Origin of the sequence: Prauserella endophytica (genome assembly GCF_005146945.1) — a bacterium.
Classification (GTDB): domain Bacteria; phylum Actinomycetota; class Actinomycetes; order Mycobacteriales; family Pseudonocardiaceae; genus Prauserella_A; species Prauserella_A endophytica.
On sequence record NZ_SWMS01000027.1, the window covers coordinates 27,046 to 53,970 of the forward strand.

The following is a 26,925-nucleotide window of genomic DNA, read 5'->3' on the forward strand; positions in this document are numbered from 1 at the left end:
CTCCTAGGGGGCGCCAGGTAGACGTGAGGAGTACCACACTAGATCGAAAGGAATTTCGCAGATCCGAGGGGGTGCACGTGGTCGGGGGCAACGTACACGGCCGCAACGGCCGGCGCTGGGTGGGACTGGCGGTTGTTGGACTCACGGCGCTGACGTTGGCGGCCTGTAGTTCGAACTCGTCTTCGACGCCTGGGGGCACAACTGGGGCGGCAACGCCGCAATCAACGACCAGCGCTCCGCCGTCGTCGGCTTCTTCCGCGGACACCGCGCGTCAGCAGGCGACGGCTGCCTACACGGGCATGTGGCGGCAGATGGCCAAGGCCGGTGAGACCGCCGACTGGCAGTCACCTGAGCTTGCGAAGTACGCAACCGGCGATGCGCTCGGCGTGATCAACCGCAGCCTGTACACGGACCATCTCAACGGTGTCGTGACGAAGGGCGAGCCAAAGACGAACCCCCAGGTGTCCAAGGTGGATCCGCCGGACAATCCGACCACGGTCATGATCTCGGACTGCGGAGACGACAGCGGCTGGCTGAAGTACAAGAACGGTCAGCTGCTCAACGACACACCGGGCGGGCGACGCTCGATCACCGCGGAAGTCAAGAAACAGCAGGACGGCACGTGGAGGGTCACCCGCTTCGCAGTAGAGGCGGTGGGCACGTGTTAAAGCGATTGGGAGTCGTAGTCGGTCTGTCCGCGGCCGTGATCGTGGCGACCGCGGTCCCCGCCTTCGCGGACGGCGGGTGGGGATTCACCGACTGCAGCCAGTACCCCAACCCTGGTTGCGAACTCGGTGCAGGCAAGAATCCTCGCCCTGGAAACGGTAACCAGGGCAACGGGAACAGCAAGCCTGGCAACCCTGGACAGAGCAATCCCGGCTCGGGTCAGGCCAACGCCAATGGCGACACGATCGTCGGCGGTAACCCCAACCTCGCCCAGTGCGGATACGAACGCAGCGACTACCAGGGCCCGCCACCGGGAGGCGCGCAGCCGGCGGCCTTCCAGGTCCCGCCCAAGACCGGTGCGGTCACTGCGGTGCCTGCGGTGTACCGGCCGCAGCGCGAGCCGGCCAGCGCGCAGTTCGCGGTCGCGCAGCCGCGGTTCGCGCAGGCCCAGCCGCCGTCGGGTGCCTGGTACGTCTACAAGTGCACTGGGCCCGGCTTCGCGGATGCGCTGTACCGGCCGCCGGTGTGGATCGCGGACGGTCAGCCCGGCCCGGTGCCACTGCCGTCGCCTGCCGAGCTCGCGGCCCAGGCGCGGAACCAGCTGCGGCTGCCCACTCCGAAGATCAAGGCGAATCCGGCTGGTGATCAGCTGGTCAGCCTGCCGACCTGGTTGTGGCTGGACCGCAGCAGCTGGGGCGACGTTTCGGCCACCGCCTCGGTGCCGGGGGTGTCGGTGACCGCGGTCGCGAGGCCGACCTCGGTGACCTGGTCGATGGGTGACGGCGGCTCGGTGACCTGCACCGGCCCTGGCTCACCGTTCCCCGCCGGTGGTGATCCGAAGAGCGCCTCACCGGACTGCGGCTACACCTACAGGACGTCCTCGGCCGGGCAGCGCGCCGACGCGTTCCCAGTGACCGCCACCGTGAACTGGACCGTGACGTGGTCCGGCGCTGGCCAAGGCGGCACATTCCCGAACATGACGACCTCGGCGTCGGTGGCGTTCCGCGTGGCTGAGAGCCAGGGAATCGCGACCGGCTGAACCGAAGCCTCCCGCCTCATGAGGGCGGGCGTGCACAACGAAACACCCTGTTGAGAGCAAGGCACGTCGAACACCCGAGTCGACGCGTCGCGATGGCGTCATGCCTGAAGGAGGTCGGTGGTGACCACTACCGCAGGTTCGACCAGCACGGACACGACGACGCAGAAACCAGCGTCGCCGAACGCGTGGGCTGGCCGCGACGGCAAGACTCCTTCGCGCTTGAGCGGCAGCGGTCGGCGCCGCCGCGTGCCCTACCTGTTGCTTGGTGTCCTGCTGGTTCTGGTGTGCGCGGCCGGAGGTGTGTTCGCCGGAATGCAGCTGGGCGACCGGGAAAGCGTGCTCGCCCTGGCCCGTCCTGTTGCCGTAGGCCAAGTTCTGACGGCGCAGGATCTCAAGCAGGTCAGCATGGCCGCGGACTCCGGCATGGACGTGATGCCCGCATCGGCTGCGTCCACAGTGGTGGGTCAGCCGGTTGCGTTCAGCCTGCCCGCCGGCTCGCTGGTGACCCGTTCGGTGCTCGGCGCACCGCAGATTCCGGCGCAGGGCAAGGCAATCGCCGCCGTGGGGCTGAAGCCGGGACAGTTCCCGCCCGACCTGTCGCCCGGTACCACCGTCGCGGTCCTCACGACTCCAGGGCAGGGCACAACGACCGGAACGTCGACCGGTTCCGGGCAGACGTCGTCGTGGACCGCGGTGGTGACAGGCATTGCCACGCGCGAGACCGAGCAGACCACGGTCGTGTCGCTGCAACTGTCCGAATCGGACGCTCGCGCATTGGCATCGGCCCCGGCGGGACAACTCAGTCTGGTCGCGATCGCGGGAGGAGGCCGCTGATGCTCATCGCCGTCTGCTCGCTGAAAGGATCGCCGGGCGTGACCACCCTGGCGACCGCGCTCGGCGCCCGCTGGCCGGGCCAGGAGAACCCGATCGTGGTCGAAGTCGACCCTGCCGGCGGTGACCTGATGGCCCGCTTCCGGCTGCCCGACACACCGGGCCTGGTCAGCTTGGCCGCGGCGGCACGAGGCCGCGGCGGCGCCGACCCGAATCTGCTCGCCCAGCACACCCAGCTTCTCCCCGGTGGCCTGCGGGTGGTGCTCGGCCCGGTCGGCGCCGAACAAGCTCGCGCCGCCCTGGCGGTGCTGGCCTCGGGGCCGTCCTCGCCACTGCGGCGGGCCGCCGACCAGCCGGAGACCACGGTCATCGCCGACTGCGGCCGGGTCGATCCCGACTCACCCGCGTTCCCGATCATCCGCAGCGCGGACGCAATGCTGCTAGTTGCCCGCCCGCACGATGACGAGCTCGCACACGTTGCCCTCAAGCTGCAGGCCGCCCAGCAGTGGTCGCGCCGCCCATGCTTCGTTCTGGTCGGCGACGGCTACCCGACCGCGGAGGTGTCCCAGGCGCTGCGCATCCCGGTGATGGGTCGCGTGCCGGGGGACGACAAAGGCGCCGCCATGCTGTGCGGCCAGGGCACCGGTCGACGTGGGCTCGACAAGTCCGCACTCGGTCGCGCAGCCGCCAAGATCGCGCTCAACATCTACGCACACGGGCACTCGCCGGCCACGAGCAACGGCAGTCGTGCACCGCACCTGCAGGTGGCCGTTCCGGGTGAGCCGGTCTCGGGCGCGGCCCTGCAACCGCTCGGGCCGCAGACCCGCAATGGAGCGACGTCATGACCCGGCCCGGACTCGGCGACAGCCGCGTGACAACCACGTCCAACGGAGCAGGCCCGGATGCGGTTCCGTCAAACCTGCCCGGCCCTGCGGAGCTCCCGAACCGACCTTCCGGAGAAGCCGCTGCCGTGGAGCGGTTGCGGACCTACCTGCGCGAGCAGCTGTCCACCCAGCTCAGCCAGCGCATCAGGGACGACGAGAGCGCTGGCCGTGCCCCGATGGGCACCGTTGCGCGCCGCCAGATGGCCGAGGCGATCTTGCAAGACGCGGCCGAGGCACATGCCCAGATAGAGATGCGCCAGGCCCAGGATCTGGTACGGCCGGACGTTGAGCAACGGGTGATCGCCGCCGTGCTCGACGAGGTCTTCGGTATGGCCGGTTTGGAGCCGCTGCTGGCCGACACCGAGATCGAGAACATCAACATCAACGGCTATGACCGCGTCTTCGTGCGCTACGCAGACGGCCGCCGACGCCGGTTGCCACCGGTGGTGGGCTCGGACACCGAGCTGATCGAGCTCATCCGCGACCTGGCCACTCGGTCCGGGGTGGAGGAGCGCCGCTTCGACCGCGGCAGCCCGATCGTCAACTTTCAGTTGCCAGGCGGCGAGCGTGTCTCGGCGGTCATGGCCGTCACCATGCGGCCGTCGGTGTCGATTCGGCGCCACCGGTTCACCAAAGTCACTCTGGCGGAGCTGCGCGAGAACGGCACCATCGACCACGCGCTGGAGTCTTTCCTCGCCGCGATGGTGCGCGCCCGGCGCAACGTGCTGGTCACCGGCGGCACGGCGATCGGCAAGACCACGCTGCTGCGCGGCCTGGCCTCGGCCATCCCGTCGTGGGAGCGGTTGCTGACGATCGAGGACGTGTTCGAGCTCGGCCTCGGCGAGGACGCCGAGGCGCACCCGGATGTGGTGGCGATGCAGGCCCGTGAACCCAACCTCGAAGGGGTCGGGGCGGTCACGCTGTCGGACCTGGTGTGGCAGTCCCTGCGCCAGAGCCCGGACAGGGTGATCGTGGGCGAGGTCCGCGGCCCGGAGGTCATCCCGATGTGCAACGCGATGTCTATGGGCAACGACGGCAGCATGGGCACCCTGCACAGCAGCTCCAGTCAGGGCGCGTTCACTAAGCTCGCTGCCTACGCCGTGCAGGGCCCCGAGCGGTTGCCGATGGAAGCGACCAACCTCTTGGTCGCGGCGGCGCTGCACTTCGTGGTGCACCTGGAAAAGCCCCGCGACGACCCGAGCAAGCGCGTGGTGTCCTCGATCCGGGAAGTCGTCGGCGCCGACGGCGCCCAGATCATCAGCAACGAGGTCTGGCGACCTGGCCCGGACCTGCGCGCGGTACCGGGTGCGCCGTTGCGCACCGACACCGTCGACCTGCTCGTGGAGGCGGGCTACGACCCCGACCTGTTTGAGCGGCGCGAAGGGTGGTGGACGCCATGACCACGACCGCCGCCCTGTTCGGCCTGCTCGGTGCCGGTGCGGCGGTCGGTGTCCTGCTCGTCGTTGCCGGGCTGCGCGGTCGACCCGCCCGCGCGGCGACGCCGTCGCGGCTGAGCGCCTGGCTGGCCGCCCGGCACGACCGCAAGCGGGTCGGCTGGCTCGCCGTGGCCGTGCTCGCCGGCCTGGCCGTCGGCGCGGTCACCGGCTGGGTGGTCGCCGCCATCCTGACCGCGCTCGCGCTCGTCGGCCTGCCGCGGATCCTCGGCTCGAACGTCGACCACAAGCGCCACCTCGAACGCATCGAGGCGATCGCCGGGTGGACGGAAATGCTGCGCGACACCCTGGTGGCCGCGGCCGGCCTGGAACAGGCCATCCTCGCCACCGCCCCGGCCTGCCCCGAGGCGATCCGCGAAGAGATCACCGAGCTCGCCGTCCGGCTGGAGCGCGGCGAACGCCTCGCACCCTCCCTGCGCCACCTCGCCGACCAGCTGCGCGACCCCACCGCGGACCTGGTGATCTCCGCGCTCGTGCTGGCCGCCGAGCACCAGGCCCGGCAGCTGGCCGACCTGCTCGGCGAACTCGCCAGCGAGGCACGCGAGCAGGCGTCCATGCGGATGCGCGTCGAGGCCGGCCGCGCCCGTACCCGGACCAGCGTGCGCGTCATCGTGATCACCACGCTGTCCTTCGCGATCGGGCTGGTACTGCTCAACCGCGGCTACCTCGCCCCCTACGACTCCGCGTTCGGGCAAATCATGTTGCTGTTCGTCGGCGCGCTGTTCGCGGCAGCTTTTACTTGGCTGGCAAGGATTGCGCGCATGCGTGAACCCGAGCGCTTCCTCACCGAGCTGGCCACGATCCGGCCCCACGACGCCGACGTGGACGTCGACGACCTGCTCACCGGGAAAGGGGCATCGTCATGATCAGCGCGTTGTTGTGGGGCGCCGGGCTCGGCGTCGGCCTGTGGGCGCTCGTGGTCTACGTGTTCCCGCCGAGGCCGCCGCTGCGCGCTCTGGTCGACCGGTTGCACGCGACGCCCGCACCACCACCGATCCTCACCGCGGACTCCGACGGCTGGGCGTTGCGCGTGGGCCGGCCGTTCATCAAGCCGTTGGCCGCACTCGGGCTGCCCAACCGCAAGCTGCGCAACGACCTCGCGGTCACCGGCAAGAGCATCGAGCACCACCTGGCCGAGAAGGCCACGCTGGCACTGACCGGTCTGCTGCTGCCGATCCTGATGCACCTGCTGCTCGTCGTGGCCGACGTTGGTCTCGGCTGGGAAGTCCCCGCGGTCGCGAGCCTGCTCTTCGCGCTCGGTGGATTCCTGTTGCCGGATATCAGCGTGCGGCAGGAAGCCGAGCGGCGACGCTCAACCTTCCGGCACGCGCTGTCGGCCTACCTGAACCTGATCCGGGTCCTGCTGGCCGGCGGCGCCGGAGTCGACGGCGCCCTGTCGGATGCCGTCGGCATCGGCAAGGGCTGGGCCTTCCAACAGCTGCGCCGCGCGCTGGTCACCGCCAAGCTGACCCGCACCACACCGTGGTCGACCCTCGGTCAGCTCGGCACCGAGCTCGACGTGCATCAGCTGTCCGAGCTGGCCGCCTCGGTCAGCCTCGCCGGCACCGAAGGCGCTCGCGTGCGCGCCAGCCTCGCGGCCAAGGCCGCGGCGTTGCGCACCCGTGAACTCACCGACGCTGAAGGCGAAGCGCAGGCCGCCACCGAACGGATGAGCCTTCCCGTGGTGATGCTGTTCGGCGGATTCCTGATTTTCATCGGGTTCCCAGCCCTCGCGAGCGTGCTGGGAGGTCTCTGAGTTCCACAAGAACTGTCATACCGGACCCCGAACCACAGGGGAGAAGCTGATGTTCACCGAAGTTCAGATCCTCATCGCCCGCATCCGGGCCGAGCTGGAGCGACTGCGCCGCGACGAAGCGGGCTACTCGACCGAGGCGGTCGTGGTCACCGCGTTGCTGGCGGCGCTGGCCATCGCGGTCATCACGATCATCGTCATCAAGGTCACCCAGAAAGCCAACGGCATCAACCTGTAGGCCGGTGACCACGATGCCTCGACGCCCCAGCCGACCCCGCACGCCGAACACACGCGAGCGTCCACACCGGACACGCGTGCGGGCGGCGCTGCGCAGGTTGCGGACGGATCAACGTGGCGCCGGCACGGTCGAACTCGTCATCGCCACGCCCCTGCTGTTGCTGCTGATCCTGCTGATCGCACAGTTCGCGCTCTACATGCACGCCACCCACATCGCCCAAGCCGCAGCGTCCGAAGCCTTGTCCGCGGCACGCGTGTACGGCGGTAGTACGGCCGCGGGCAATGCCGAGGGACAGCGAGTGCTCACACAACTGGGAAGTGGCCCACTGCAAGGAACATCGGTCAACGTCCAACGAGGACCAAACCAAGCATCCGTGACGGTCACCGGAACCGTAATCAACGTGATCCCGTTCGCGACCTTCACGGTGCACGCCGAAGCCGTTGGGCCCGTTGAGAAATTCACCCCGCCGACCGACACCGGAGCGGTGGCACCATGACCGCGGCCCGCCGTCTTCCCGCGTTCGCGCGCTCGATGCGTGCGAGTATTCGCGCGCTGCGCCGGGACGACCGAGGCTCCGCTGCAGCCGAGCTCACTCTACTGACTCCGCTGCTGATCCTGCTGCTGTTGTTCGTGGTGTTCTGCGGCCGGCTTGCCGACACCAAGCTGCGGATCAACGACGTGGCGCACCAAGCGGCACGCGCCGCCACTCTGGCCCGCACCCCATCGCAGGCCACCGCCAATGCCCAAGCCACCGCCAGCGCAGCCCTGGCGTCCGCCGGGATCACCTGCCAGTCGTTGTCGGTGTCCACCGACACTCAGGGACTCAAGCCGGGCTCCACGGTGACCGTCACCGTGTCCTGCAGCGTCGGCCTCGGTGACCTGACCTCGCTCGGTGTGCCCGGCAGTCGGACGTTCGAATCCAGCTTCTCCTCCCCAGTTGATGTGTGGCGCGGCACGTCAGCACCTGGCCAGGCGGGAGGTGCCGAATGACGTTCACTGCATCGCTGCGCCGCCGAACGCGCCGGCTGCGCAAGGACGAGGACGGTCGGGTGACCGCCTTCGTCGTCATCATCACGCTCGCCGCACTGCTGTTCGCCGGGCTCGTGCTCGACGGAGGGCTCGCCCTGGCCGCCAAGGTCCGCGCGATGGGCGAGGCACAGGAAGCCGCGCGGGCCGGCGCCCAGGAAATCGACCTGACCGCCTACCGCGCCGACGGCACCCTGCGCCTGGTCCCACACCAAGCCAGCGCCGCCGCTCACAGCTACCTCGCCGCCACCGGCCACACCGGCACCGTCTCGGTCGCCGGCAACACCGTGAACGTGACCGTCAGCATTAACCAGCCGACCCAGCTGCTCGGACTGGTCAGCATCGGCTCAATCACCGTTACGGGAACCGGGCAGGCCCAACCGCAACGCGGGATCTCCGGAGTACTCCCATGACGACCTTCACACGCATGTACCCAATTCAGTGCCACACCGGGGAAGGAGACCAGGATGGCGACCACTGAAGAGATCGAACGCCGCGTCGAGCAAGCCGACGCGGCCCGCAGCGCGAAGAGGGCCGCTGCGGCCAAGCGCGTCGGTGAACTCGCACAGCTGCGGGCAGAGGTGGCCGAGAAACTCGGCGACATCGAGCGAGAACTCGGCGACGTCCTCGCTGAGTCCAGCGACGTCATCAGCGTTGACGAGCTGGCCAAGTTCACCGACGTACCGGCCACCGACCTCACCCAGTGGCTCAACGGCCGCAAGACGACTCGCCCCAAGCGCAAGCGGTCCACCGCCAGCACCGCTACCGCGAAACGGGATGCAAGCCAGGCATCGTCCACATCGACCCCGGCGCCGGCCACCCAGCCATCCGCGTCACCTGAGCTCGCCGGGCCTCGCAACGGCGCGGCGGACACCTCCACCCGAATTCCCACGCCGGTGACATGACGCCGCTGGCTCCGCTGGCGACCGCGGAGCCGTAAACCTGTACGTCCAAGGAATCGAGCACGCCATGACCGCACACTCGCACTCCTCCCACCGAAAGCCGATACGGCCGAGGACAGGCCGCCCCGCGTGGTGGGCACTGGCCGCGGTGCTCCGGTTCGTGCGCGGTCTGCTCGCCCTCGTCGTCCTGCTCGCGCTCGTGGCGGGCCTGCCCTGGGCCCTCGTGCACTTCGTGGGGTGGCCCCTGCCTGACGACGTGCCGACGTGGGACGAGATCCAGGCGACGCTGCTCAACCCGATGAGCGCGCAGTTCCTGCTCAACACCCTGGCTGTGCTGTGCTGGATCGTCTGGTTCTTCTTCGCACTCGACGTCCTGCGCTGCACCGTCGATGCGGCGCGCGGGATCACCTGGCCGCAGGTCCGCCCGCCTGGCCCGCTGCACGGCCTCGCCGCGGCCCTGATCGGCACCATCGTGCTGACCCTGCTCGGCAACCGGACCCCGTACACGGCGCCCACCCCGACCACTGCAGCCCTGACCGCCGATCTCACGCCGGTCGCGGTCGTCGCACCGTTGACGCCCGGCCCGGCTATGCAGGCCGCGGCTCCGCAGGCGGCCGTCATCCCGGCGACCACCTTGGTGGTCGATCGGGCAGCGCCGGCCCCGCCGGGCATGGTCCAGGTCACCGAAGAGGTCCGGCTCCCGCACGACGGGATCTACGACAGCCTGTGGCGGGTCGCCGAACGCATCTACGGTCCCGGCGGCGGCAGCCGCTGGCCGGAGCTGTTCCAGCTCAACCGCGGCGTGGAACAGCCCGACGGCCGCGCGCTGACCCAACCCAATCTCGTACGCCCCGGCTGGAAGATCACCGCCTACATCCCAGCCCCGCCCGAACAACATCCACCCGGCGAGCAGCAGCCGCAGGTGCCGCCTCCGCAACCACCACCTCCTCCGACGAGCACTGCGCCGACCACGCCACCGTCAACACAGCCCGCGCCGAACACGACCCCGGCGCCGGCCACGGCGGACGAGGCTGGCCAGCACCACGACGACCAGGCCGAACCGGGGCTGGACCTGCTGACGGGCGTGTTCGTCAGCCTCGGCCTGGCCGGAGCGATCACGACGGCCATGGTGTCGGTCCGGATGTGGCGCCGACGCCGCTACCGCGTCGGCAGCGGCGATCGCGCCGACCTGCAGCGGCCGATCGCGCCCGTGGTCCGCGCCCTGCGGGCCGCCTACGACCACGACGAAGAAGGTGACCGCAGGCCCGTGGACGACGTGGAGTTCGTCGACCTCGCGCCGGCTCCACCGCGGATCCACGTCACCGCCGCTGGGGCCCTGGAACCCGACGACGAACCAGTCCCCGTACCGGCGAGGGTGGGCGTGCGGGGCGGTCGCGAACTCGCCCTGAACCTGGCCAGCACCCGCGGCCTTGGTCTCGCCGGCCCCGGCGCCACCGCCGCTGCCCGCGCGCTCCTGCTGCACCTGCTCACCGAACAGCAGCCCGGCGACGGCATCCGCGTGCTCGTACCCGCCGACGACCTGCATCTCGTCTTCGACGGCGCCGACGTCGAGAACCTGCCGTCCACCGTCCACGTCGTCGCCACGCTCGACGCTGCCCTCGACGAGATGGAAGCGGCCCTGCTCACCCGGACCCGCCACGCCATCGAGGAGACCGAAACCCAATCCACCCCGGCCTCGCTCGTGCTGCTCGCCAGCCCCGCGCCCCACGCCGAACGCCGTCTGCAAGCCGTGCTCGACAACGGCTCGACCCTCGGCCTGGCCGGTGTGCTCCTCGGCCAATGGCGCCCCGGCGCGACCGTGCGCGTTCGCCACGACGGCACCGTCAGCGCGACTAGCCCCGGCCTCGGCGACGCCCTCGCCGACACACGCCTGTTCAGCCTGCCCGCCACCGACGCCACCGAACTGCTTGAAGTGCTCCGCGATGCTGAAGGCCCCACCGACCTGGCCACATCCGACCACGCGACCAGCGGCCTCACCGGCGACGAACTCGCACCGCCCGCGGACGATCACGACGTTGCACCCACGCCGTCCGTCCCCGCACAGCGCTCGGTCGACGAGATGACCCAGCTCGAATCCACCCGCCCGCCGGAACAGGAAGACAACCAGCAGACCTCACCAGCCCCGAGCCTGCAGCTGCTGGACGTCCAGCCCATCCCCGTGGACGTCCAGCCGACGGGTCCGGCCCCAGCCACCCCCGACGACGACGACACCGACGAGCGCCGCACGGCCGCCGAGGACGTCGAGCCAGCCGCCGACCAGGCACCGGCCGCCGAGGAACCCCGGAAACCGGACAACGGTGACGGGGCAGCACCGCAACCCCCGCTGGTTGTGCGCGTGCTGGGACGCCTGCACTTGGCCCTGCGCGGCGACGAGGGAGAGAAGGAGCTCAGCGGCGCGCTGACACCGAAGCAACGGGAACTGCTCGTCTACCTCGCGCTGCACCCCCACGGCGTCCGCCGCGAAGTCCTCAACGAGGCCGTCTGGCCCGACAGCCGGCCGCCGCGGCCTTACAACTCGTTCCACAACACCCTGTCGATGTTGCGCCGCGCGCTCACCGACGCCACCGACGGCAGGATCAACAACCTCGTCCTCAACGACGACGGCCGTTACCAGCTCAACGACGAACTCGCCGTCGTCGACTACTGGCAACTCCAGCACGCCCTGCAGGCGCCCCGCCCACCCGATGCTGCGGCCCAGGCCCAGCTGCACGACGCCATCGAGCTCTACCAGGGCGACCTCGCCGAGGACCTGCTCGTGCCCTGGATCGAACCGTTCCGCGAGGCCACCCGACGCGACGTCCTGGACGCGCTCGGCGCCCTGATCCGCGCGCACGGTGACAGCGACCCCGAAACCATGCTCACGCTGCTAGAACGCACCCGGAAACTCGACCGCTACAACGAAGGCGTCTACCGCGACATCATCCGCACCCAAGCCCGCCTCGACCAGTACGCCGCCATCCCCCGCACCCTCGCGCTGCTAACCACCACACTGGACGAAATCGGCCAACACCCCAGCGCCGACACGCTCAACCTCGCCGACTTCCTCCAACGCCGCGGCAGCACCCGGCGGGCGATCTCCACCGACAACGCCGCGGCCAGCTGAACCGCGTCCGCCAGTGCAGCGGTACCTCAGTCAGGCTGATCCTCGTCGTCCTGCGGCTGATCGCCGTCGTCCGGCGCCTTCTGCAAACGCTCGATCAGATCGAGGTTCTCTTCCGCCCAGTCGATCAGAGGCCGCGCCCGGACCAGCAAATCCGCGCCCGCGGGAGTCAGCGAGTACACCACCGACCGCGGAAACGTCCGTTCCTCGACCCGGTCCACCAGGCCGGCGGTCTCCATCCGCCGCAAGGTCCGGCCCAAGGCCCGGCTCTGAATCCTGCGGACCGTCCCGGTCCACGGATCGAACGTGGTCATGTCCTGGATAGCGGTATGGAGCTCGTTGTAATGCAGCGGCCCAGTACTCAACGCCACCAAAATGTGCGTGATCCATTCCCCGTTTAGCACGTGACGGAGATCCCGCGACCGCGCTAGATACCTAGCGTCCCCCGTTACCATGTATATCCCCCGTACTCGTTCGTGATGGCTCGCCTACACCCCGCCCCCGCGGTACAGGCGAGCCCTGAGATTCAAAGATTAGAATCGCCTCCTTTCTGGCCACAGGCGTATAATTTCGTCCGTCACCAGCCCCCTCGGTTGATCAGTGTCAGCGTTGTCAACGCTACGTCAAACGGGGTACCTCGTGCAGCGTGTTTCTACTTAGGGCGAACTGGCGTCACCACATCGAGTGGCCATCTAGTAGATCAACAGTACGTTCAGTGATCACCTTGTAGTGTCCTGGTCACCTACCGGACGACGGTCCGATCCAGCTACCTGTTAGAGCGGTAGCCCTCCGACGCGGCGAACCGCCTGGTCACCCAGCCCGCAGGGGCTACCGATGCTGCGCCCGACTCGGTGGCCGGCAGGCACGTGAACAGTCGATTTGGGTGGGTGGTCGCCGGCCGTTACTCATGATCCCATGGTCACCCCGACTGCTCCGGTCACCATCCTCCCGTACCCCACTTTCCGCCGTCTGACGGCTACGCATTGCCTCGTCTCTCGCTGCTCGGTCGCCACGGCTGTAGCCCCCCTGCTGCGCACTTGCCGCTGATCAACTTCGATCGAATCCGATGCTTTGTATCAATTCACACTCGATTACCGATTGCGCTTGATAAGCACAATTGCGAGCGCATGTCAATACTCGAACTTTGTTTGAGTTCTCCTGGCTTGAATCGCGCGAGTGAAATAGCCCAATAACAACGCTCGCGATTCGCCATTTCTTGGCATTTCGCCATCCATAAACACAAAGCAAGAGATGAGCTGTCCGCTCCGCTGGGGCCTCCGCCGCGCCGGTCGCGTCCGCTGGGGCCTCCGCCGCGCCGGTCGCGTCCGCTGGGGCCTCCGCCGCGCCGGTCGCGTCCGCTGGGGCCTCCGCCGCGCCGGTCGCGTCCGCTGGGGCCTCCGCCGGTCCGCTGGGGCCTCCGCCGCGCCGGTCGCGTCCGCTGGGGCCTCCGCCGCGCCGGTCGCGTCCGCTGGGGCCTCCGCCGCGCCGGTCGCGTCCGCTGGGGCCTCCGCCGCGCCGGTCGCTCGCTTCGCTCGCCTCCCTATGCAGCCGCGCGTTGCTGGCACGAATACCGCCTGACCAGCACTCTCACAAGATCATGTAACGGCAAGGTCACAGCAGGGGCATTCCCTCTTGCAGAGTGTCCTATTTGGGTGTCTAATAGACATGTCAGCAGGACAGCTACCGAGGAGGCGACGAGGACCAGGGCACGGCGTCCCTGCGAGTCGATCACCACGGCAACTTTCCTAACGACAACAACCTTAAGTCCCGTATAGCGCGGGCAGCGGCTTGGGCCGTGCGGTCAGCAGCGAATCCGTGCAGAGCGGAATGGTGAACGACGCGTAGCCAAACGCTCATTTCCGAGAGGGAATGTGTAGTAACTGCGCTTGCAGCACCATTTGTATAGCTCTTGCTATAGAGCGGAGTAGCGCGCATAAATGGCATGCCTGCCACAGGTGTGTCCCCAAGATAAGTCAATGGTGGTCTAGCACCGAAAAACGTCGCAATGTGTAGGCGTTCGGGGTTGTTTTAGGCGGTTGCCGACATTGGGTTTTTCTGGCTTGAGAGCGTCGCTCTCGCCTGCCCATAGCACGCCAAACCCATACGGGCATGGTTCCTTGCGTTGCGCGCTAGACATAACGGCTTATCCCAACAGTGCATTAAAGATTCAGGGAATGTGCCATCGGAACGCGCAACCCTCATCACGCGAGTAGTGCCGTATTGCACGGATACAGGATGTGTCCCCTTTGCGGAGATCTCACAACGGTGAGGGTTGCACGTTTCGGTGCCAGTTCACAACTGGCCTGAATCACTGCCGGTCAACCACTTTTCTCGCACGAAATGGAGTACCGCCATGACTATGACTCTGATCGATTGGTCCGCCCGGATTAGCGCCATGGCGGACGCTCTGTCAGTTCCTGACGGCGGATTTTCCGTCAACCCGAACGACGGTTCCGACATCGGCACGGGCTACGCGGTTGCCGTACACCCGGAACATGAACGCGTTTTCGACGGCCCCGTGACCAGTAACGATCTTCACGAATACATCGGGCAAGCGAAAGACGCGCTCTCGCTGCCCGGTCGCGTTCTCGGCGGATGGCGTGACCCTGCGACCGGTCGCGTCTACCTGGACGTTTCCGTCGTGACCGCAGACCTGTCCGAGGCAATGACGCTCGCGCGGGAAACCGCGCAGCTCGCCATTTTCGATTTTTCCGCCATGGAATCCATACCGGTCACGGTCGCGGCGTGAATCAAAGGGGCAAACCATGAATGCAGTCATCGTCATGATCAGCGACGGGCAAGCGCGGCGTATCGCGTCCGATTGGCACGGCGGTATGTCGTCCGCGCTGTATTCCCTCGCATCATCGGGCGCGATTGACCTTGACCGTGTGCGGGATGAGATCTCCCGTGAGCTGTGGCAATTGGACGTCGGAGAAGTGCGACGCGAATTGCTCGCTCTGGACAAATACGTACGAACCGCCGGCGAACGTTCCACACAAACGGGATGGTCCCGCTTGTGGGACGACTCGCTGGTGAGCGTGGATCACACCTAAAGGACTGATAGAGAATGCCTGTTCCCAGCGATCACCCATGGTTCCGGGCGCACCCTGTGAGCCACGAAAACATCGTGTGGCACTGGGAACAGGCCACACCCGACGAAATCGCGCAAGGAATGCGCTGGTATGCCGACGCGCATCACGTGGCAACCGTCATCGCCAACGGGGACGCACATCTCGGCGCCGGAATGCTCGCGATCTACTCACCACAACAGGGATGGATCGGCAACGTCCTTAATGCCGCTCGCGTCTTGCGCGAGGGTAAGGGAATCGGCGGACCTGGTTCCGGGATGTTCGCCACGACTGGCCAGAAAAACGCTGCTGACCGGTTGCTCGCCGGTGAACGGTATGAGGACATCCTCAACGGTCCGAAAATCCGCGACTTTGCCCACCTGATCGAATTCGGCGGAGACCAAGATCCGGACGCGCCGCGCGTAGTGATCGATCGGCACGCGCTGTCTGTGGCGCATGGTCGCGCGCTCACCTCCGACGAATACGACGCGGCGCCGGTCGACGGCTTCCGGCGCAAGGACGGCTCTGTCAGCCGCCGGCACTACGACCACGTGGTGAGCCTGTACCGCCGAGCTGCAGAGCTGATCTCCGATCGCGTGGGTAAGCGGGTTTCGGCACACCAGGCGCAAGCAGTGACGTGGTTGGTACGGCAACGGCTCAACCAGCAAGCCGAGCAACGGCGCGGCCCCACCCGACTGGACAGGGGACGCAACCGGGCCCGCGCGAATTCTGAGCGCGCGTGGAACGACTTCCGAACCAACCATCTGCCCGGTCTCGCCAATTGCCCCGGCACGGGTTACCAGTCAGCCGCATAAAGCAGATGGAATGGGTCAACGTAGAAAGGACGAGATCATGACCGAGATGGAATTCTTCATCGAGTACGAGATTTGCCCCGATCCGGGAATTCCTGGTCGCGGATTCGAGATCTGGAAGCGAAGCAGCGGGTATTTCGGTGCGATTCGCATTGTCAACCAGGACGACTACGTAGCGGAAGTTCCGACCGAACAGGGAATCGGTCGGCGTTCGCTCGGTGTCCGACGCTCGTTCGATGGCGCGTTCAAGCTGCTACGCGCTCACTTGTCCGCTTGACCGGTCAGTGGTCCATCCAAACGGGAAGGAAAGGCAGGTATGCCTAGCTACAGGCTCACAATCGACGCACGGCGTTCTGACTCGCTGTCGTACAAGTGGCGCACCTTTTACCGGTACGTACAGGCGGACACAGCACGCAAAGCGCGCGGGTCGATCGGTAACCGATCGGTGGTCGACCCATCGGACGGCGCGTGTTTTGACGAGTGGACCATCACGGCCACGCGCAAGGTCACGCGCTACGAGGTCGTGACAACGGATAGCCACGCGTGGCACTCGCGCGGCATCACGGGCATCACGGTGTTCTACAGCAAGCGCGAGGCCAACAGCTACCTCGCGCGCACGCTCACAGGCTGCAAGCCCAGTCAAGGCGCGTTCCTGCGCACTGTGAAGTGAATCCAGCGCCATCGGTACAGCACGCGTGTTGACTCGCGTGCCGTGCCGTAACCGCTGGGACACAACGGAAACGGAGACTCAAATGTGGTACTCGCACGTGTGGAAACAAGACGACACCCTGATCGTGGTCACCACTGAAGGGGCACAGCTTCGCGGCCTCTCTCAAACGGCCGGCCGACTGGCGCGCAAATGGGCACGCGAAAACGGCGCGGAAGTTGTCGAGCGCGTGAGCGTGAGTACCAGCGCCACCTACGGCTTCGCCGCGCAAGTGAAAGCGCGGTATCGCATTCGAGGCGTGAGCTAGCGCCATCGGTGCGGCACAAAGGATTGGACAGCGCGCAATGGTTGCAACGGTTCTCGTTGTGAATTGTTTCGACTCATCCGCGCGCACGCCAGAGAAAAGCATCACCTCGCAAGTAAAGGAGTTCGGTCATGTTTGTGTATGGCGTGTCTTTCAGCGATGTTCAGAGTGTCGTCCGCGACGTGTCCGACTCCCTGTATGACGGGAATCTGACCGTTCGGACCGGAGAGGACCGCAGCAACCGCGCGGGCCCCCGCGCGAGGTTCACCCTCCGCACGCTCGACAGCGCGGGTACGGGCGCCAAGGGCAGCGCGTCCTGGTCGGGCAGCGGCACCGGCCCCAAAGGGCGACGACGCACCATTTCCGCGTGCTGGCACGCGCACTACGACGTGTTGGCGGAGCTGTTCGCCCGGTTCCCGCACGCGCGGGTCGTGACGGCTATCGCCACCTACACGGCGTCGACGTTCCATGACCGTGCGCTGGCGACCGCCTCACTCAATGTCGGTTGCCAACTCTGGCCGGTCACGGCGCCGGAATGCTGCGAGTGCGACCACTCCACCTACACCTACCGCGTCGACTCGCCCGACTACATGCCCAGCGTGGACGCCATGCGGCCGAATTCCGACGTCGAGTACTTCCTCGACCAGCTCGACCGCGTTCTCGCCGAGAACACCTCCCGTGACAGCGAGCTCGTGTCATGACTGCGCACCACCCGACCGAATCCGACGCGCTGCGCGCGGCTCGTGCGGATGCCGACTCCGAACGCGCACGCGCCGATGCCGCGGAAGGGGTGAGCCGGCTGCAGGCGGCCAGCCTCGCCGAGCTGGCGGGCCTGGCCGAGGACGTGCGGTGTCTGGTCGCGGATCTCACCGACGACGCGCACAGCTCCCAGCCGATCCCACCGGACCGGCTGCGCCGGTTCACGGCCCAGCTCAACGAGCGCGCGGACACCCTGTCCCGCGCGGCGCGCGGCTACGCGGACGCGCGGGCGACCGACATGGCCTACCCGAGCATCCATGCCGATCTCGACGCGCACGGATGGACACCCCGCCCGGACCGGGACCTGGACGGCACGCTGCCGCCGATCCCGATTACGGAATTGTCCGACCGGCGGGGCTACCGGCGCGGCTGGCAGCGTGGCGCGGAGTGGATCACCCTGTGGTTCACCGGGCCCCATGGGCTGGCTTACGCCGATTCGAGCCGGTACGGCCGGCTGTGCGAGGCGCGCGAGGTCCGCGCTGTGATCACCTCCCCGCCGCACGGTGCGGCAGACCAGGATGAGCCGGTCACTACGCGACCGGCGACGTCCGCGATCCCGTTCGATGCCACTTTCGAGCAGGTGGCCGAGCACATGCGCGCGGCCGGCTGGGGTTCCCCGGCCGAGGTCTACCGCTGCGACGCACGCGGGAAGCGGCGGGCGAACGGCAGCCGGACCTGTGCGGTATGGCGCCGGCCGAGCAATCCCGCTGCCCAGCTCTCCGTCTGGGGACGCCAGGGCGAACCCGCGCAGGTCCGGTACTGGGGAGGCCCGGTCGTCGATCTGGCCACCCTGTCGCGGATCACCGAATCCCGCTGAGCCGATACCAGCGGATCACCATCCGGCGCGTCTGAACCGGCCGATTCGGACGCGCTCCCCGCCGGCCGACCGTTCCCTGTGGACGGTCGGCCGGCCCTGTCACACCCCTCTTTCTCTGCCTGGCCACGACATCAGGAAGGACACCAGCCATGCCGACCGATCGCACGTACAGCCTGCTGCTGACCCTCGACGACAACCACCACGGTCGCAACACACGTCACCTGGTCGCCACGGTGGTCTCCGTCGACGAACAAGGCCACCTGTACTCAGCCAGCGAGTACCGCGTGCCGGAGGAGGCAGCGCTGGCCGACTTCCGTATCACCGCCTTTCTCGACTCCTCCGAGGAACACGCCTGGGGCTTCTCCCACGGCTACCAGCCCTACCTGGTGGACCTCGACCGCGCGGAAACGATCGTCCGCACCCTGCGCAAGATCGCCAAGGGCCTGGACAAAGCCACCACCGAGCAGGGGCACGTGACCGACTTCGCCGACTACCTGTTCCGGGTGGCCAAGATCCTTCGCATCCGCTCCTTCTACCTGCGCAACTCCGACCGTCGCCGCGAGATCACCGGCCAGATGTTTTCCCAGGTCGACGCGGCCAGCGTTCAGCACTGGGTCCGCGAACAGGAACAGCAGTACGCCAAGAAACCCGCTCACGCTGGCTGAGCTACCCCGGCGCTCGATTCACCGCGACCGTCCACACAGCACTGGAGCACGCCATGACCACGCTCACGCTCGCCCACACGATCGCCGGCCACCTCGGGCAGGGCTGGCACGCCTACACCGGCAAGGCCGCCGACGGCTCGGAGGCGCATCTGGCCGGCCCGAACGATCAGGTCCTCGACCTGTTCGACGGCACCAGCACCGGCCGCAAGGCCGACCAGGGCCGCCTGATCATCACCGGCTATCTCGGCTTCCTGCGCAACCACGTCCCGACCGGCATGCGGCGCGACCACACGATCACCGTCGACGAGGCCAAGCCACCGGACAGGATCGCCCGCGAGATCCGGCGCCGCCTGCTGCCGAACTACCAGGCCGCCCTGTCCGCGGCCTGGGACGCCAAGCACGCCAGCGACGCCACCGCCACCGCCCGCGAACAGCTCGCCGCGACCGTGGCCGCGAGCCTCGGCGTGCAGCGCGACGAGCCGGACACCGATTTCCACTTCGGCACGGTCGACGCAGGCGTCCACGGACGCGTGTCCGTGCGGCCCGGCACCTCCGACTCCGTGTTCACCGTCCACGTCCCGCACGACCGCGTGGCCGAGTTCGCCCGGCTGCTCACCACCTTCGGGCGCCGGCACTGATCGACCCCTGGCTCGGCTCGGCCGCCCACCGCGTGGCCGCGCCGAGCCCTGGGACACCGGTGACCACCGGCCTTCGCTCACCTTCCCATTCCCGTCCGCCGGCCCCGGCGGGCGCTCGTGCGCGCATCCGTTCAACCACCCGGCCTGAGAGGACCGATACCGCCATGACCACGACCCGCACAGCCGCCGCCATGGCGGACGTTCTGGACTGCGGCCACCCCGCCACCCCGGACACCAGCGGCACCGGGGCGACCGGCTACGCCATCGACCCCGCCACCGGCGCCACGAGGTGCTACCCGTGCTCGGACGAACGCGAACGCGAGGCCATGACCCGCGCGAACACGTTCGTCGCCTACGTGTCCACCGACGGCCGGACGCTGACCACCTGGCCCGGTGGGCACCTGGCCACGATTGACCCGGCCGACGCCCACCAGTACGGCCGGCGCATCTACACCCCGTCCGGCGGGATGTGGACCCGCTACGTCTGGCACGCCACCGACGTCGACGGAGGCCGCTGGGTCGGCGTCAACGGCGGGCCCGGCCTGGTCATCCGCATGCGCCGGCTGCGCGTGTGCACCTGGCAAACCGAGGTCGGCAACGGCCGCAGCTCGCGCTACTGCCACCGCCGCGCCACCCACGCCGGCCGCGGCGGGGCCTTCGACCTCTACTGCCGCACCCACGCCCGCCAGGTCTTCGACCTCTACGGCTGGACCACAACCGCCCTGCCACCCCGCGCGCTCGCGCCCGTCACCGCGTGAACCGCGCCACCTGGCCCGAACCCGTACCTGATCCGAGGTGAACACCCATGCCTATCGACGACCCCACAACCGCAACCCCCTCCGAGATCGACGAAGAGCTCGCCCGGCTCGACATCGAGCACGCCGAGGCCAACGACACCCTCACCGCGCTCACGGCCCGCGTCCAGCGCCTGGTGAACGACGGCATGGCCGAGTACGCGACCGAGTTGCGGCCCAGGATCGAGCAGGCCCGCCAGACCATCGCCGAGTGCGAGGCCGCCGCGCGCCCCCTCGATGCGGAGTTCGAACGCCGGGGCGGCTGGACCCGCGCCTGGCTGGTCCTCAACACCGGTGGCCACGTGCACCGCACTACCGCCTGCCGCATCTGTTTCCCGTCCACCCGGTTCGCCTGGCTCACCCAGCTCTCCGGGCACGACGAGGCGGAGATTGTCGAGCAGGCCGGCGAGGCCGCGTGCACGGAGTGCTACCCCAGCGCGCCGGTCGACGTCCGCAAGCGGCCCAGCCGGATCAAGACCCCGGAGCAGCTCGCGCGGGAAGCGGAGAAGGCCGAACGCGCGAAGGCCAAGGCCGCGAAAGCGATCACCGCACCGGACGGAACCCCGTTGCGCACCAAGGGATACGGCCAGATCGAGACCGAGTTCACGGCTCGCCGCTCCTACGCGGACGCGCTGGCCTACGCCCGGCACCTGTCCAGGGCCGACATCGCTCGGCACCGGGACACCATCGCCGACTACCGCGAGGACGCCCAGCTCATTCTGGCCGCCCTGGCCGCGAAGCACGGGCGGACCGAGGACGACCTACGCACCGAACTGGCGCCCAAGGTCGAATCCCGGTGGAAGCGCGAATACAAGTAGCCGCACCAACGCCCGTTCCCCCTTGGCCTGTCCAGCGCACGCATCCTCCGCAGTTCTACGGAATCCCGCTCTCTTACGAAAGGCACTACCGATGATTCTGGTTGAGACGCTGGAAGATCTGGTCCACAACTACCTCGAAGATCCCACCCGTCCCGGCTCAACGGTCGGCAAGGTCAACGCGCAAGACCTCGTCGGCCACGTTGCACAGCACCTCACCGAGTTCGGCGTCGACGTCGGCTTTGCCGACGGCTCCCGGCTCACCCTGGCGGGCACGACACTCCCGCCGCCGGAACCCCGGCGACACCGCCTTCCCCTGGTACTCCAGGAAAACGACGACGGCCACGTTCGCATCTACTGCGACAGCCGCGACTGCGTGTGGTCCTGGCCGCTCTACAAGAACGCACCGGCGCAGGCGAACGGTGACTCGATCACGAACGCCGTCCAGCACGCCCTCCGCCGACACGGCCACGCCTGACACACCACCCACCTCACCCAGACACAAGACCGGCGCGATACCTCCCCACAGCGAGGGCATCGCGCCGGTTCTTGCTCTGAACCGTTTTCGAAGGACACGAACCCTCATGACTACCAACGACATTCGCGACGCGCGACAACTCATCGCCGAGATAAACCACCCCACCGAACGCCCGCGCTGGGCGTGGTGGGCGCCCGGAGACGCCACCCGATACCACGTCACCCTGCTCAACGCCGCGCCCAGCGACGCGATGCTCGGCACGGCGCCGATCGGAACGTTCCGTGCCCTCGTGATCACCATCGACCTGTACACCGATCGCCCGATCTCGATCGTGGTCCCGCGACCGACCAACGACGAAGACCGGTACACCGCCGAGGAATGGGTATACCGCAAGTTCCCCGGCGGCTGGTGGCCCGGCATCCGACCACTGCTCGCCGCACTGGGCTGGACACCCAAAACCGACCGCGACACCAGCTACCGCAGCACGGATCACCGAGACATCACCGCCGCGATTGCGCGTGACTGCAGCACAAGCACTCCCAGGACATCGGCCGAGCGCGTCATCGAGCTCCTCAACCAGTACGGCCAGGCCAAGTTCGGAGACGAATGGTGGCCCGGCAACGCCGATTCCTGGCTGGACCAAGCCGACGCTGACGAACTGGCCACGCTTCTGGACGAGTTCGATCACGGCTCACGCCAGAGCCGAAACTCGCTCCAGTAACGAACACCGTCGTAGGCATCCACGTCGTCCTCTACCGATCGGACGGGCCGCCAGATCCGTGTCCCGATCGACCTCGACGACACCGAGTCCTGGCTTGTCCGCAATGCCAAGGACAACACCGCTCCCGTCCATGGATGCCGTAATCAGATCACCGCAACTGTCCGCTCTGGACATCCGCATCTCTGCCTCTCGTCGATGAAGGGGTGACTCATGCACACGTTGACCGCCGACACGCCGGACCTCGCCGCCTATGACGTCATCCTCGTCAATTCAAGCGGTGGCAAGGACTCGCAAGCCATGCTGGATGTGGTCTGCACGCTCGCGCAACGCGCAGGCGTACTCGACCGCGTGACCGTCCTGCACTGCGCGCTCGGACACGTCGAATGGCCAGGAACCAGCGAGCTGGCGCGCACGCAGGCCGAGCATTACGGGGTGCGCTACGAAGAGCGCCACCGTGAGCAGGGCCTGCTGCTCGACCAGGTTTGCCGCCGAGGTAAGTGGCCGTCGGCCTCGGCGCGCTACTGCACCTCGGACCAGAAGCGAGGCCCAGCAAGGAAGATCATCACGCAACTGGTCGCCGAGCTCGGCGATCTGGACCGTCCGGCCCGCGTGTTGAACTGCATGGGCCTGCGCGCGGAGGAATCACGCGCCAGGCTACGGAAATCGCCGCTGAGCCGCGACGAGGCCGCCAGCAGCGGACGCCGCATCGTGGACACCTGGCTGCCGATTCACGACTGGACGGAAGACCAGGTGTGGCAACGCATTCGCCAATCGGGTGTTCCATACCACCCGGCGTACGACCAGGGCATGACCCGACTGTCGTGCTCGCTGTGCGTGCTCGCAAGCCGCGCCGATCTGATTCGTGCCGCGCAGCTTCGACCGGATCTTGCCGCCGAATACGCCACGTTGGAAACCGAGATCGGCCACCGTTTCCGCAACGACATGTCCATGTCGGACATCATCACCGCGGCAGCGGCCAGCAGCGCGGTCAGCCTGGAAGGCGCCGAGCACGCCGCCGTAGTCGAGCTCGGCCAGGGCCAGCTCTGGTGGCCGCGGTTCGAACGGCACACCGACCGCTACGGAACCATCTTCCTGTGCACCGGGCCGGACAGCGAGGACTACGTCACCTTCGAGTCCGCTCCCGTCGGTTCCCGCGGCCGACTAGTCGCCGTCGTGCTGGAAACTCGGCCGTCCGTCCACTGTGGTGACCTCACCCGCGGCCTAGCGCCGACGACCCCGGCGGTCGGGGAGGAGATCACGCTCGGGTCGGGAACCGTGTTCACCGAGCCCGACCCGGACACCGGTCTACCCACCGCCGTCGGCCTCGTCCCGGACGACGGCCGGGACGAGGACTGGTTGGACCCGCGCGCCCTCTACCGCTGCCACAACCAGACCGTCCGGCTCGAACTCCGCGCTGCCTGACCGCTGCTCGGCGCAGGCACGTGGGTGGTCCCGCTGATCAATCCCATGGATCTGCGGGACTCGGCCATTCCCGTGCGCCTCAACGCAAACCCCCAGCGAACAGGAGCTACGTCATGACCGACACATCCGTCCCCCCGATTCCCGCCTGGCTGGCCCATCTGCCCACGGTCGGCGGTCTCGTGGTCCCGTGGATCACCCCTCGGACCTCCGACGGCCGGTATCTGTTCGGCTCGGTCAACCGCGATCGGATGGAGCACGCGTTGCTGCGCCGATGGTGCGGCGTGTGCGGCCGACCCCATGCCGACCGGCTGGTGTTGCTGATGCGGCTGTCCGACCTATCGCGCCGGTGCACCAGCGAACCCCCGCTGCATCCCCAGTGCGCCGCCTACACCATCACGGCCTGCCCGATGGTCGCCGGGCGCCTCGACCACTACCGCTCTACCCCGCGGCGGCTGGACGCCACGATGGCGCCGGCACCGGACTCAGCGGCCCGCCAAGGCTCGCCCGCCGAGCCGTGGTTCGCCGTGTGGCAGGACGGCTACCAGGTCGTCACCGACCACGGCAACCTCGCCGCGTCCTACGCCGACAGGCGCCCCCTGCGGATCCGGCCCATCACCTGGCGGCTGCCCGCCATCCTCTGACGACCCCGCGAACACGTCCACCAGCGCCGTTCGCTGCCACGGGCGCGTGATCGACCCGCGCTCACACCCCTTGCCATCACACCGAACTGAAGGAGGCACGCATGCGCCACTACAGCCCACCCACCGTCGCACCGGACGACGAGTTCGACATGTACGGCCTCGAACTGGAACTGGGCACCTGGTCCTACATACTCGATGACTTCGGCATCGTCTACGGACCCGGCTGGTACCCGTTCCACCGCGCGCTAACCCGATCCGAACAGAACCCGTCCGCCCCGCTCCTGAACCGCGCCGTGCCGGTCGGCACGACCAAGCCCACGGGCGTCCGGCTCTCGCCGAACGTCGCGGAGTACTCGTGGCGCAACGAGTACGTCCTGCTGGCACCGATCGACCACCGCGTACAGGCCCGCACGCGGCTGTTCGTCCGCAAGCAGGGCCTGGGCGCCATGGTCCGCCGCATCACCATCGAGGTCGACCTCCGGGCCGAGCTCGTCACGATCCCCGACCAGTGCCCTGCGGCACTGCGGGAGCAGGCCGAGGTCAAGGGCCAGCGCGTGCTCGACCTCCTCCAGGCCGCGCGCCGCGAACGCCGCCGTCGCGCGAAGACACCGACCGCAGTGCTCGGTCCGTGGGTCCAGGACCAGTCCGCGGGACCGCAAGCCGCGACGTGACAGCAACTCGCCCAGCAACCACCAGACACCAGCAAAGGGGGTGATATCGCAACCCTTGCCACCCCTCGAAGGGAGGGACGACCAACCATGTCCACCCCTGGCTTCACCCAGCGGTGGCGCAACGGCACCCACCGCTGGCGCACAACAGCCGGCCCCACGTTCAACCCCGATCGTTACAGTGTGTCCGAACTGGACAGCATCTTGGCCGAAGAGTTCTGCGTTCGTCATCACTACTCGGCCGCCTGGCCAGCCACCAAGTACCGCTTCGGGCTGTTCGACTTGCACGCGTACGAACCGCAATTGGTGGGCGTTGTCGCCCTGGGCATCCCGATGAGCAACCAGGTCCTCACCAACCCGTTCCCCACCCTGGTGCCCAACGAGGAATCGCTCGAACTGTCCCGATTGGTCTTGCTGGACAGCGTCGCCATGAACGGCGAATCGTGGTTCTGTGCAAGGGTTTTCGCCCGTGCCGCCGAACACGGCGTGCGAGGGCTGGTGAGCTTTGCCGACCCCGTTCCACGCTGGCGCATCATCGAGGGGCGGACCGAGATGATCAAGCCTGGGCACATCGGCATCGTGTACCAGGCGCTGAACTTCGACTACCTCGGCCGGTCCACCCGCCGCACCCTCACCTTGCTACCCGATGCGACGGTGCTGACCGCCCGCGCACAAGCGAAAGTTACCGGCGGCGAACGCGGACGCAACGGCGTCGTGGCCCGACTCGTCACGCTCGGCGCCGCACCACCTCACCCCGACGAGGACCTCGCGCAGTGGCTCGCCACCGCCTTGCGCGCAATCGGAGCACGTCGCCAACGCCACCCCGGCAACCACCGGTACGCGATCCGCCTCGGCCGCACCCGCGGCGAACGCACCCGCACCACCATCGGCATGGCCACCGGCCCGTACCCGAAGCCACGCCTCGCCGCCGCGTAACCGAGCTCGACCGCCAGACAGCTCCGCTGCCGCGCCACCCGAAACGCCACCGCAATTCACCACAAAGAAAGGGGCTCAGCCATGCCCAAAACAGCCGAGAACTACTCCCCAGTGGACATTCTGCGTGAGGTGACCAGCTTGCTGAAAGAGGTCTTTCAGCAACTCGACTGGGCAGAAGACGAGATTCGCCGGGCCATGAGGCGGCATCCGTCCGAACGCGACCTCCTCTATCACAGCTTTCCCCTTCTCGTAGCCACACACAAACTCATGGCTACCGAGTTCGTCTACCGCTCGCACTGCCGCGAACTCCTGGAGCGCCTGGTCAACGACGCGGACACGCGGCCGGGCACCGCCGCCGAGGTGTGCTGCCTGTGCCACGACATCAGTCTGCGTGCCCCGCTGCGGTCACACGCCGCGGGCCTGTACTTCCGCATGTGGGCCACCGCGTTCCCCGGCAAACCACTCGACGACGACAGCCGCCAGCACCACGAAGCATTGGAAGGGTCGACCATCGACGACCTCGAAGCGATCGCACGACACAAGCTGGCCGTCAACAACCGCAAGCTCGGCGAGATCACCTGCGACGGTCGCCACGACGGCGACATCGTCCAATGCAAGTACGCCGGAGCGTGAAACAGCCAGCCCCGAGCGCGCCAGCCAAACCATGCCACGAGTAGCCGGACCCCGCTGATCACCAACGGGGTCCGGCCGCCGGCTTGGTGCTGCCGCCCCTCCGCCACACGAATACCCGTCCGCAGAACAACAACGCACGGAGGACAACATGGAAAGGAGAGCACCCGACGCCT

Annotated in this window: 33 protein-coding genes; 32 read left to right on the forward strand and 1 reads right to left on the reverse strand. The window is 67.9% G+C overall.

Annotation, left to right across the window (positions count from 1 at the left end):
- The first annotated feature begins 311 nt into the window (after nucleotides 1-311).
- The 13 genes from FCN18_RS32065 to FCN18_RS32125 all read left to right on the forward strand — a co-directional run bounded on the left by FCN18_RS32065 (nucleotide 312) and on the right by FCN18_RS32125 (nucleotide 11,917).
- Nucleotides 312-668 (forward strand): hypothetical protein, encoded by a 357-nt coding sequence (locus FCN18_RS32065; protein ID WP_228714238.1) that lies wholly within the window; start codon nucleotides 312-314, stop codon nucleotides 666-668.
- Entirely contained in the window at nucleotides 662-1,705 is a 1,044-nt protein-coding gene (locus tag FCN18_RS32070) for a hypothetical protein (protein WP_170200630.1), read from the forward strand. Before FCN18_RS32065 ends, FCN18_RS32070 begins: the two co-directional genes overlap by 7 nt.
- Before the next feature lie 120 nt (nucleotides 1,706-1,825).
- The gene (locus FCN18_RS32075) at nucleotides 1,826-2,539 is read left to right on the forward strand and encodes an SAF domain-containing protein (RefSeq protein WP_137096842.1); all 714 of its coding nucleotides are present in this window, start codon (nucleotides 1,826-1,828) and stop codon (nucleotides 2,537-2,539) included.
- Nucleotides 2,539-3,381 (forward strand): chromosome partitioning protein, encoded by an 843-nt coding sequence (locus FCN18_RS32080; protein ID WP_137096843.1) that lies wholly within the window; start codon nucleotides 2,539-2,541, stop codon nucleotides 3,379-3,381. Before FCN18_RS32075 ends, FCN18_RS32080 begins: the two co-directional genes overlap by 1 nt.
- A gap of 125 nt (nucleotides 3,382-3,506) precedes the next feature.
- On the forward strand, nucleotides 3,507-4,820 hold the full coding sequence (locus tag FCN18_RS32085; RefSeq protein ID WP_228714239.1) for a CpaF family protein: 1,314 nt from the start codon (nucleotides 3,507-3,509) through the stop codon (nucleotides 4,818-4,820).
- On the forward strand, nucleotides 4,817-5,740 hold the full coding sequence (locus FCN18_RS32090; protein WP_137096845.1) for a type II secretion system F family protein: 924 nt from the start codon (nucleotides 4,817-4,819) through the stop codon (nucleotides 5,738-5,740). The genes FCN18_RS32085 and FCN18_RS32090 overlap by 4 nt, the downstream gene beginning before the upstream one ends.
- Nucleotides 5,737-6,630, forward strand: coding sequence for a type II secretion system F family protein (locus FCN18_RS32095; protein ID WP_137096846.1), 894 nt, complete (start codon nucleotides 5,737-5,739; stop codon nucleotides 6,628-6,630). The genes FCN18_RS32090 and FCN18_RS32095 overlap by 4 nt, the downstream gene beginning before the upstream one ends.
- 49 nt (nucleotides 6,631-6,679) lie before the next feature.
- Nucleotides 6,680-6,865 carry a hypothetical protein gene (locus tag FCN18_RS32100; protein WP_137096847.1) on the forward strand — a complete coding sequence of 62 codons (186 nt, stop codon included), beginning with the start codon at nucleotides 6,680-6,682 and terminating at the stop codon, nucleotides 6,863-6,865.
- A gap of 76 nt (nucleotides 6,866-6,941) precedes the next feature.
- On the forward strand, nucleotides 6,942-7,361 hold the full coding sequence (locus FCN18_RS32105; RefSeq protein ID WP_228714240.1) for a TadE/TadG family type IV pilus assembly protein: 420 nt from the start codon (nucleotides 6,942-6,944) through the stop codon (nucleotides 7,359-7,361).
- On the forward strand, nucleotides 7,358-7,855 hold the full coding sequence (locus FCN18_RS32110) for a TadE/TadG family type IV pilus assembly protein (protein WP_228714241.1): 498 nt from the start codon (nucleotides 7,358-7,360) through the stop codon (nucleotides 7,853-7,855). Before FCN18_RS32105 ends, FCN18_RS32110 begins: the two co-directional genes overlap by 4 nt.
- Entirely contained in the window at nucleotides 7,852-8,304 is a 453-nt protein-coding gene (locus FCN18_RS32115) for a pilus assembly protein TadG-related protein (protein WP_137096848.1), read from the forward strand. Before FCN18_RS32110 ends, FCN18_RS32115 begins: the two co-directional genes overlap by 4 nt.
- Nucleotides 8,305-8,358: 54 nt before the next feature.
- On the forward strand, nucleotides 8,359-8,796 hold the full coding sequence (locus tag FCN18_RS32120) for a hypothetical protein (RefSeq protein WP_206078023.1): 438 nt from the start codon (nucleotides 8,359-8,361) through the stop codon (nucleotides 8,794-8,796).
- Between the two features lie 64 nt (nucleotides 8,797-8,860).
- Nucleotides 8,861-11,917: a BTAD domain-containing putative transcriptional regulator gene (locus tag FCN18_RS32125; protein WP_137096849.1), complete on the forward strand. Its 3,057-nt coding sequence runs from the start codon at nucleotides 8,861-8,863 to the stop codon at nucleotides 11,915-11,917.
- Between the two features lie 26 nt (nucleotides 11,918-11,943).
- Here the strand turns inward: FCN18_RS32125 and FCN18_RS32130 are convergent, their stop codons facing one another.
- Entirely contained in the window at nucleotides 11,944-12,369 is a 426-nt protein-coding gene (locus FCN18_RS32130) for a winged helix-turn-helix transcriptional regulator (RefSeq protein ID WP_137096850.1), read from the reverse strand.
- 1,898 nt (nucleotides 12,370-14,267) lie between these two features.
- Here FCN18_RS32130 and FCN18_RS32135 point away from each other — a divergent pair.
- The 19 genes from FCN18_RS32135 to FCN18_RS32225 all read left to right on the forward strand — a co-directional run bounded on the left by FCN18_RS32135 (nucleotide 14,268) and on the right by FCN18_RS32225 (nucleotide 26,752).
- Complete coding sequence (locus FCN18_RS32135; RefSeq protein WP_030472522.1) at nucleotides 14,268-14,663, forward strand: hypothetical protein; 396 nt, start codon at nucleotides 14,268-14,270, stop codon at nucleotides 14,661-14,663.
- A gap of 16 nt (nucleotides 14,664-14,679) precedes the next feature.
- Entirely contained in the window at nucleotides 14,680-14,967 is a 288-nt protein-coding gene (locus FCN18_RS32140) for a hypothetical protein (protein ID WP_137096851.1), read from the forward strand.
- Nucleotides 14,968-14,981: 14 nt separating this feature from the next.
- Nucleotides 14,982-15,797, forward strand: a complete 816-nt coding sequence (locus FCN18_RS32145) for a DUF7178 family protein (RefSeq protein WP_137096852.1) — start codon at nucleotides 14,982-14,984, stop codon at nucleotides 15,795-15,797.
- Between the two features lie 37 nt (nucleotides 15,798-15,834).
- Nucleotides 15,835-16,071, forward strand: a complete 237-nt coding sequence (locus FCN18_RS32150) for a hypothetical protein (protein ID WP_137096853.1) — start codon at nucleotides 15,835-15,837, stop codon at nucleotides 16,069-16,071.
- A 168-nt stretch (nucleotides 16,072-16,239) separates the two neighbouring features.
- On the forward strand, nucleotides 16,240-16,464 hold the full coding sequence (locus FCN18_RS32155; protein ID WP_137096854.1) for a hypothetical protein: 225 nt from the start codon (nucleotides 16,240-16,242) through the stop codon (nucleotides 16,462-16,464).
- 82 nt (nucleotides 16,465-16,546) lie between these two features.
- Entirely contained in the window at nucleotides 16,547-16,768 is a 222-nt protein-coding gene (locus FCN18_RS32160; RefSeq protein ID WP_137096855.1) for a hypothetical protein, read from the forward strand.
- 179 nt (nucleotides 16,769-16,947) lie between these two features.
- A complete protein-coding gene (locus FCN18_RS32165) occupies nucleotides 16,948-17,466 on the forward strand; it encodes a hypothetical protein (RefSeq protein WP_137096856.1) in 519 nt (172 codons plus the stop codon).
- Entirely contained in the window at nucleotides 17,463-18,341 is an 879-nt protein-coding gene (locus tag FCN18_RS32170) for a hypothetical protein (RefSeq protein WP_137096857.1), read from the forward strand. Before FCN18_RS32165 ends, FCN18_RS32170 begins: the two co-directional genes overlap by 4 nt.
- 149 nt (nucleotides 18,342-18,490) lie before the next feature.
- Nucleotides 18,491-19,006 carry a hypothetical protein gene (locus FCN18_RS32175; protein WP_137096858.1) on the forward strand — a complete coding sequence of 172 codons (516 nt, stop codon included), beginning with the start codon at nucleotides 18,491-18,493 and terminating at the stop codon, nucleotides 19,004-19,006.
- Between the two features lie 53 nt (nucleotides 19,007-19,059).
- On the forward strand, nucleotides 19,060-19,644 hold the full coding sequence (locus tag FCN18_RS32180) for a hypothetical protein (protein ID WP_137096859.1): 585 nt from the start codon (nucleotides 19,060-19,062) through the stop codon (nucleotides 19,642-19,644).
- Nucleotides 19,645-19,808: 164 nt separating this feature from the next.
- Nucleotides 19,809-20,402: a hypothetical protein gene (locus FCN18_RS32185; RefSeq protein ID WP_137096860.1), complete on the forward strand. Its 594-nt coding sequence runs from the start codon at nucleotides 19,809-19,811 to the stop codon at nucleotides 20,400-20,402.
- Between the two features lie 47 nt (nucleotides 20,403-20,449).
- Complete coding sequence (locus FCN18_RS32190; RefSeq protein ID WP_137096861.1) at nucleotides 20,450-21,256, forward strand: hypothetical protein; 807 nt, start codon at nucleotides 20,450-20,452, stop codon at nucleotides 21,254-21,256.
- Between the two features lie 91 nt (nucleotides 21,257-21,347).
- Entirely contained in the window at nucleotides 21,348-21,731 is a 384-nt protein-coding gene (locus tag FCN18_RS32195; protein ID WP_137096862.1) for a hypothetical protein, read from the forward strand.
- Nucleotides 21,732-21,837: 106 nt separating this feature from the next.
- Entirely contained in the window at nucleotides 21,838-22,452 is a 615-nt protein-coding gene (locus tag FCN18_RS32200) for a hypothetical protein (RefSeq protein WP_137096863.1), read from the forward strand.
- A gap of 219 nt (nucleotides 22,453-22,671) precedes the next feature.
- On the forward strand, nucleotides 22,672-23,874 hold the full coding sequence (locus FCN18_RS39565) for a phosphoadenosine phosphosulfate reductase domain-containing protein (protein ID WP_228714242.1): 1,203 nt from the start codon (nucleotides 22,672-22,674) through the stop codon (nucleotides 23,872-23,874).
- Nucleotides 23,875-23,987: 113 nt separating this feature from the next.
- Nucleotides 23,988-24,515 carry a hypothetical protein gene (locus tag FCN18_RS32210; RefSeq protein WP_137096864.1) on the forward strand — a complete coding sequence of 176 codons (528 nt, stop codon included), beginning with the start codon at nucleotides 23,988-23,990 and terminating at the stop codon, nucleotides 24,513-24,515.
- A gap of 101 nt (nucleotides 24,516-24,616) precedes the next feature.
- Entirely contained in the window at nucleotides 24,617-25,186 is a 570-nt protein-coding gene (locus FCN18_RS32215; protein ID WP_137096865.1) for a hypothetical protein, read from the forward strand.
- A gap of 87 nt (nucleotides 25,187-25,273) precedes the next feature.
- Nucleotides 25,274-26,119 (forward strand): Mom family adenine methylcarbamoylation protein, encoded by an 846-nt coding sequence (locus FCN18_RS32220; RefSeq protein WP_206078024.1) that lies wholly within the window; start codon nucleotides 25,274-25,276, stop codon nucleotides 26,117-26,119.
- Between the two features lie 81 nt (nucleotides 26,120-26,200).
- Nucleotides 26,201-26,752: a hypothetical protein gene (locus FCN18_RS32225; protein WP_137096866.1), complete on the forward strand. Its 552-nt coding sequence runs from the start codon at nucleotides 26,201-26,203 to the stop codon at nucleotides 26,750-26,752.
- Nucleotides 26,753-26,925 lie beyond the last annotated feature (173 nt).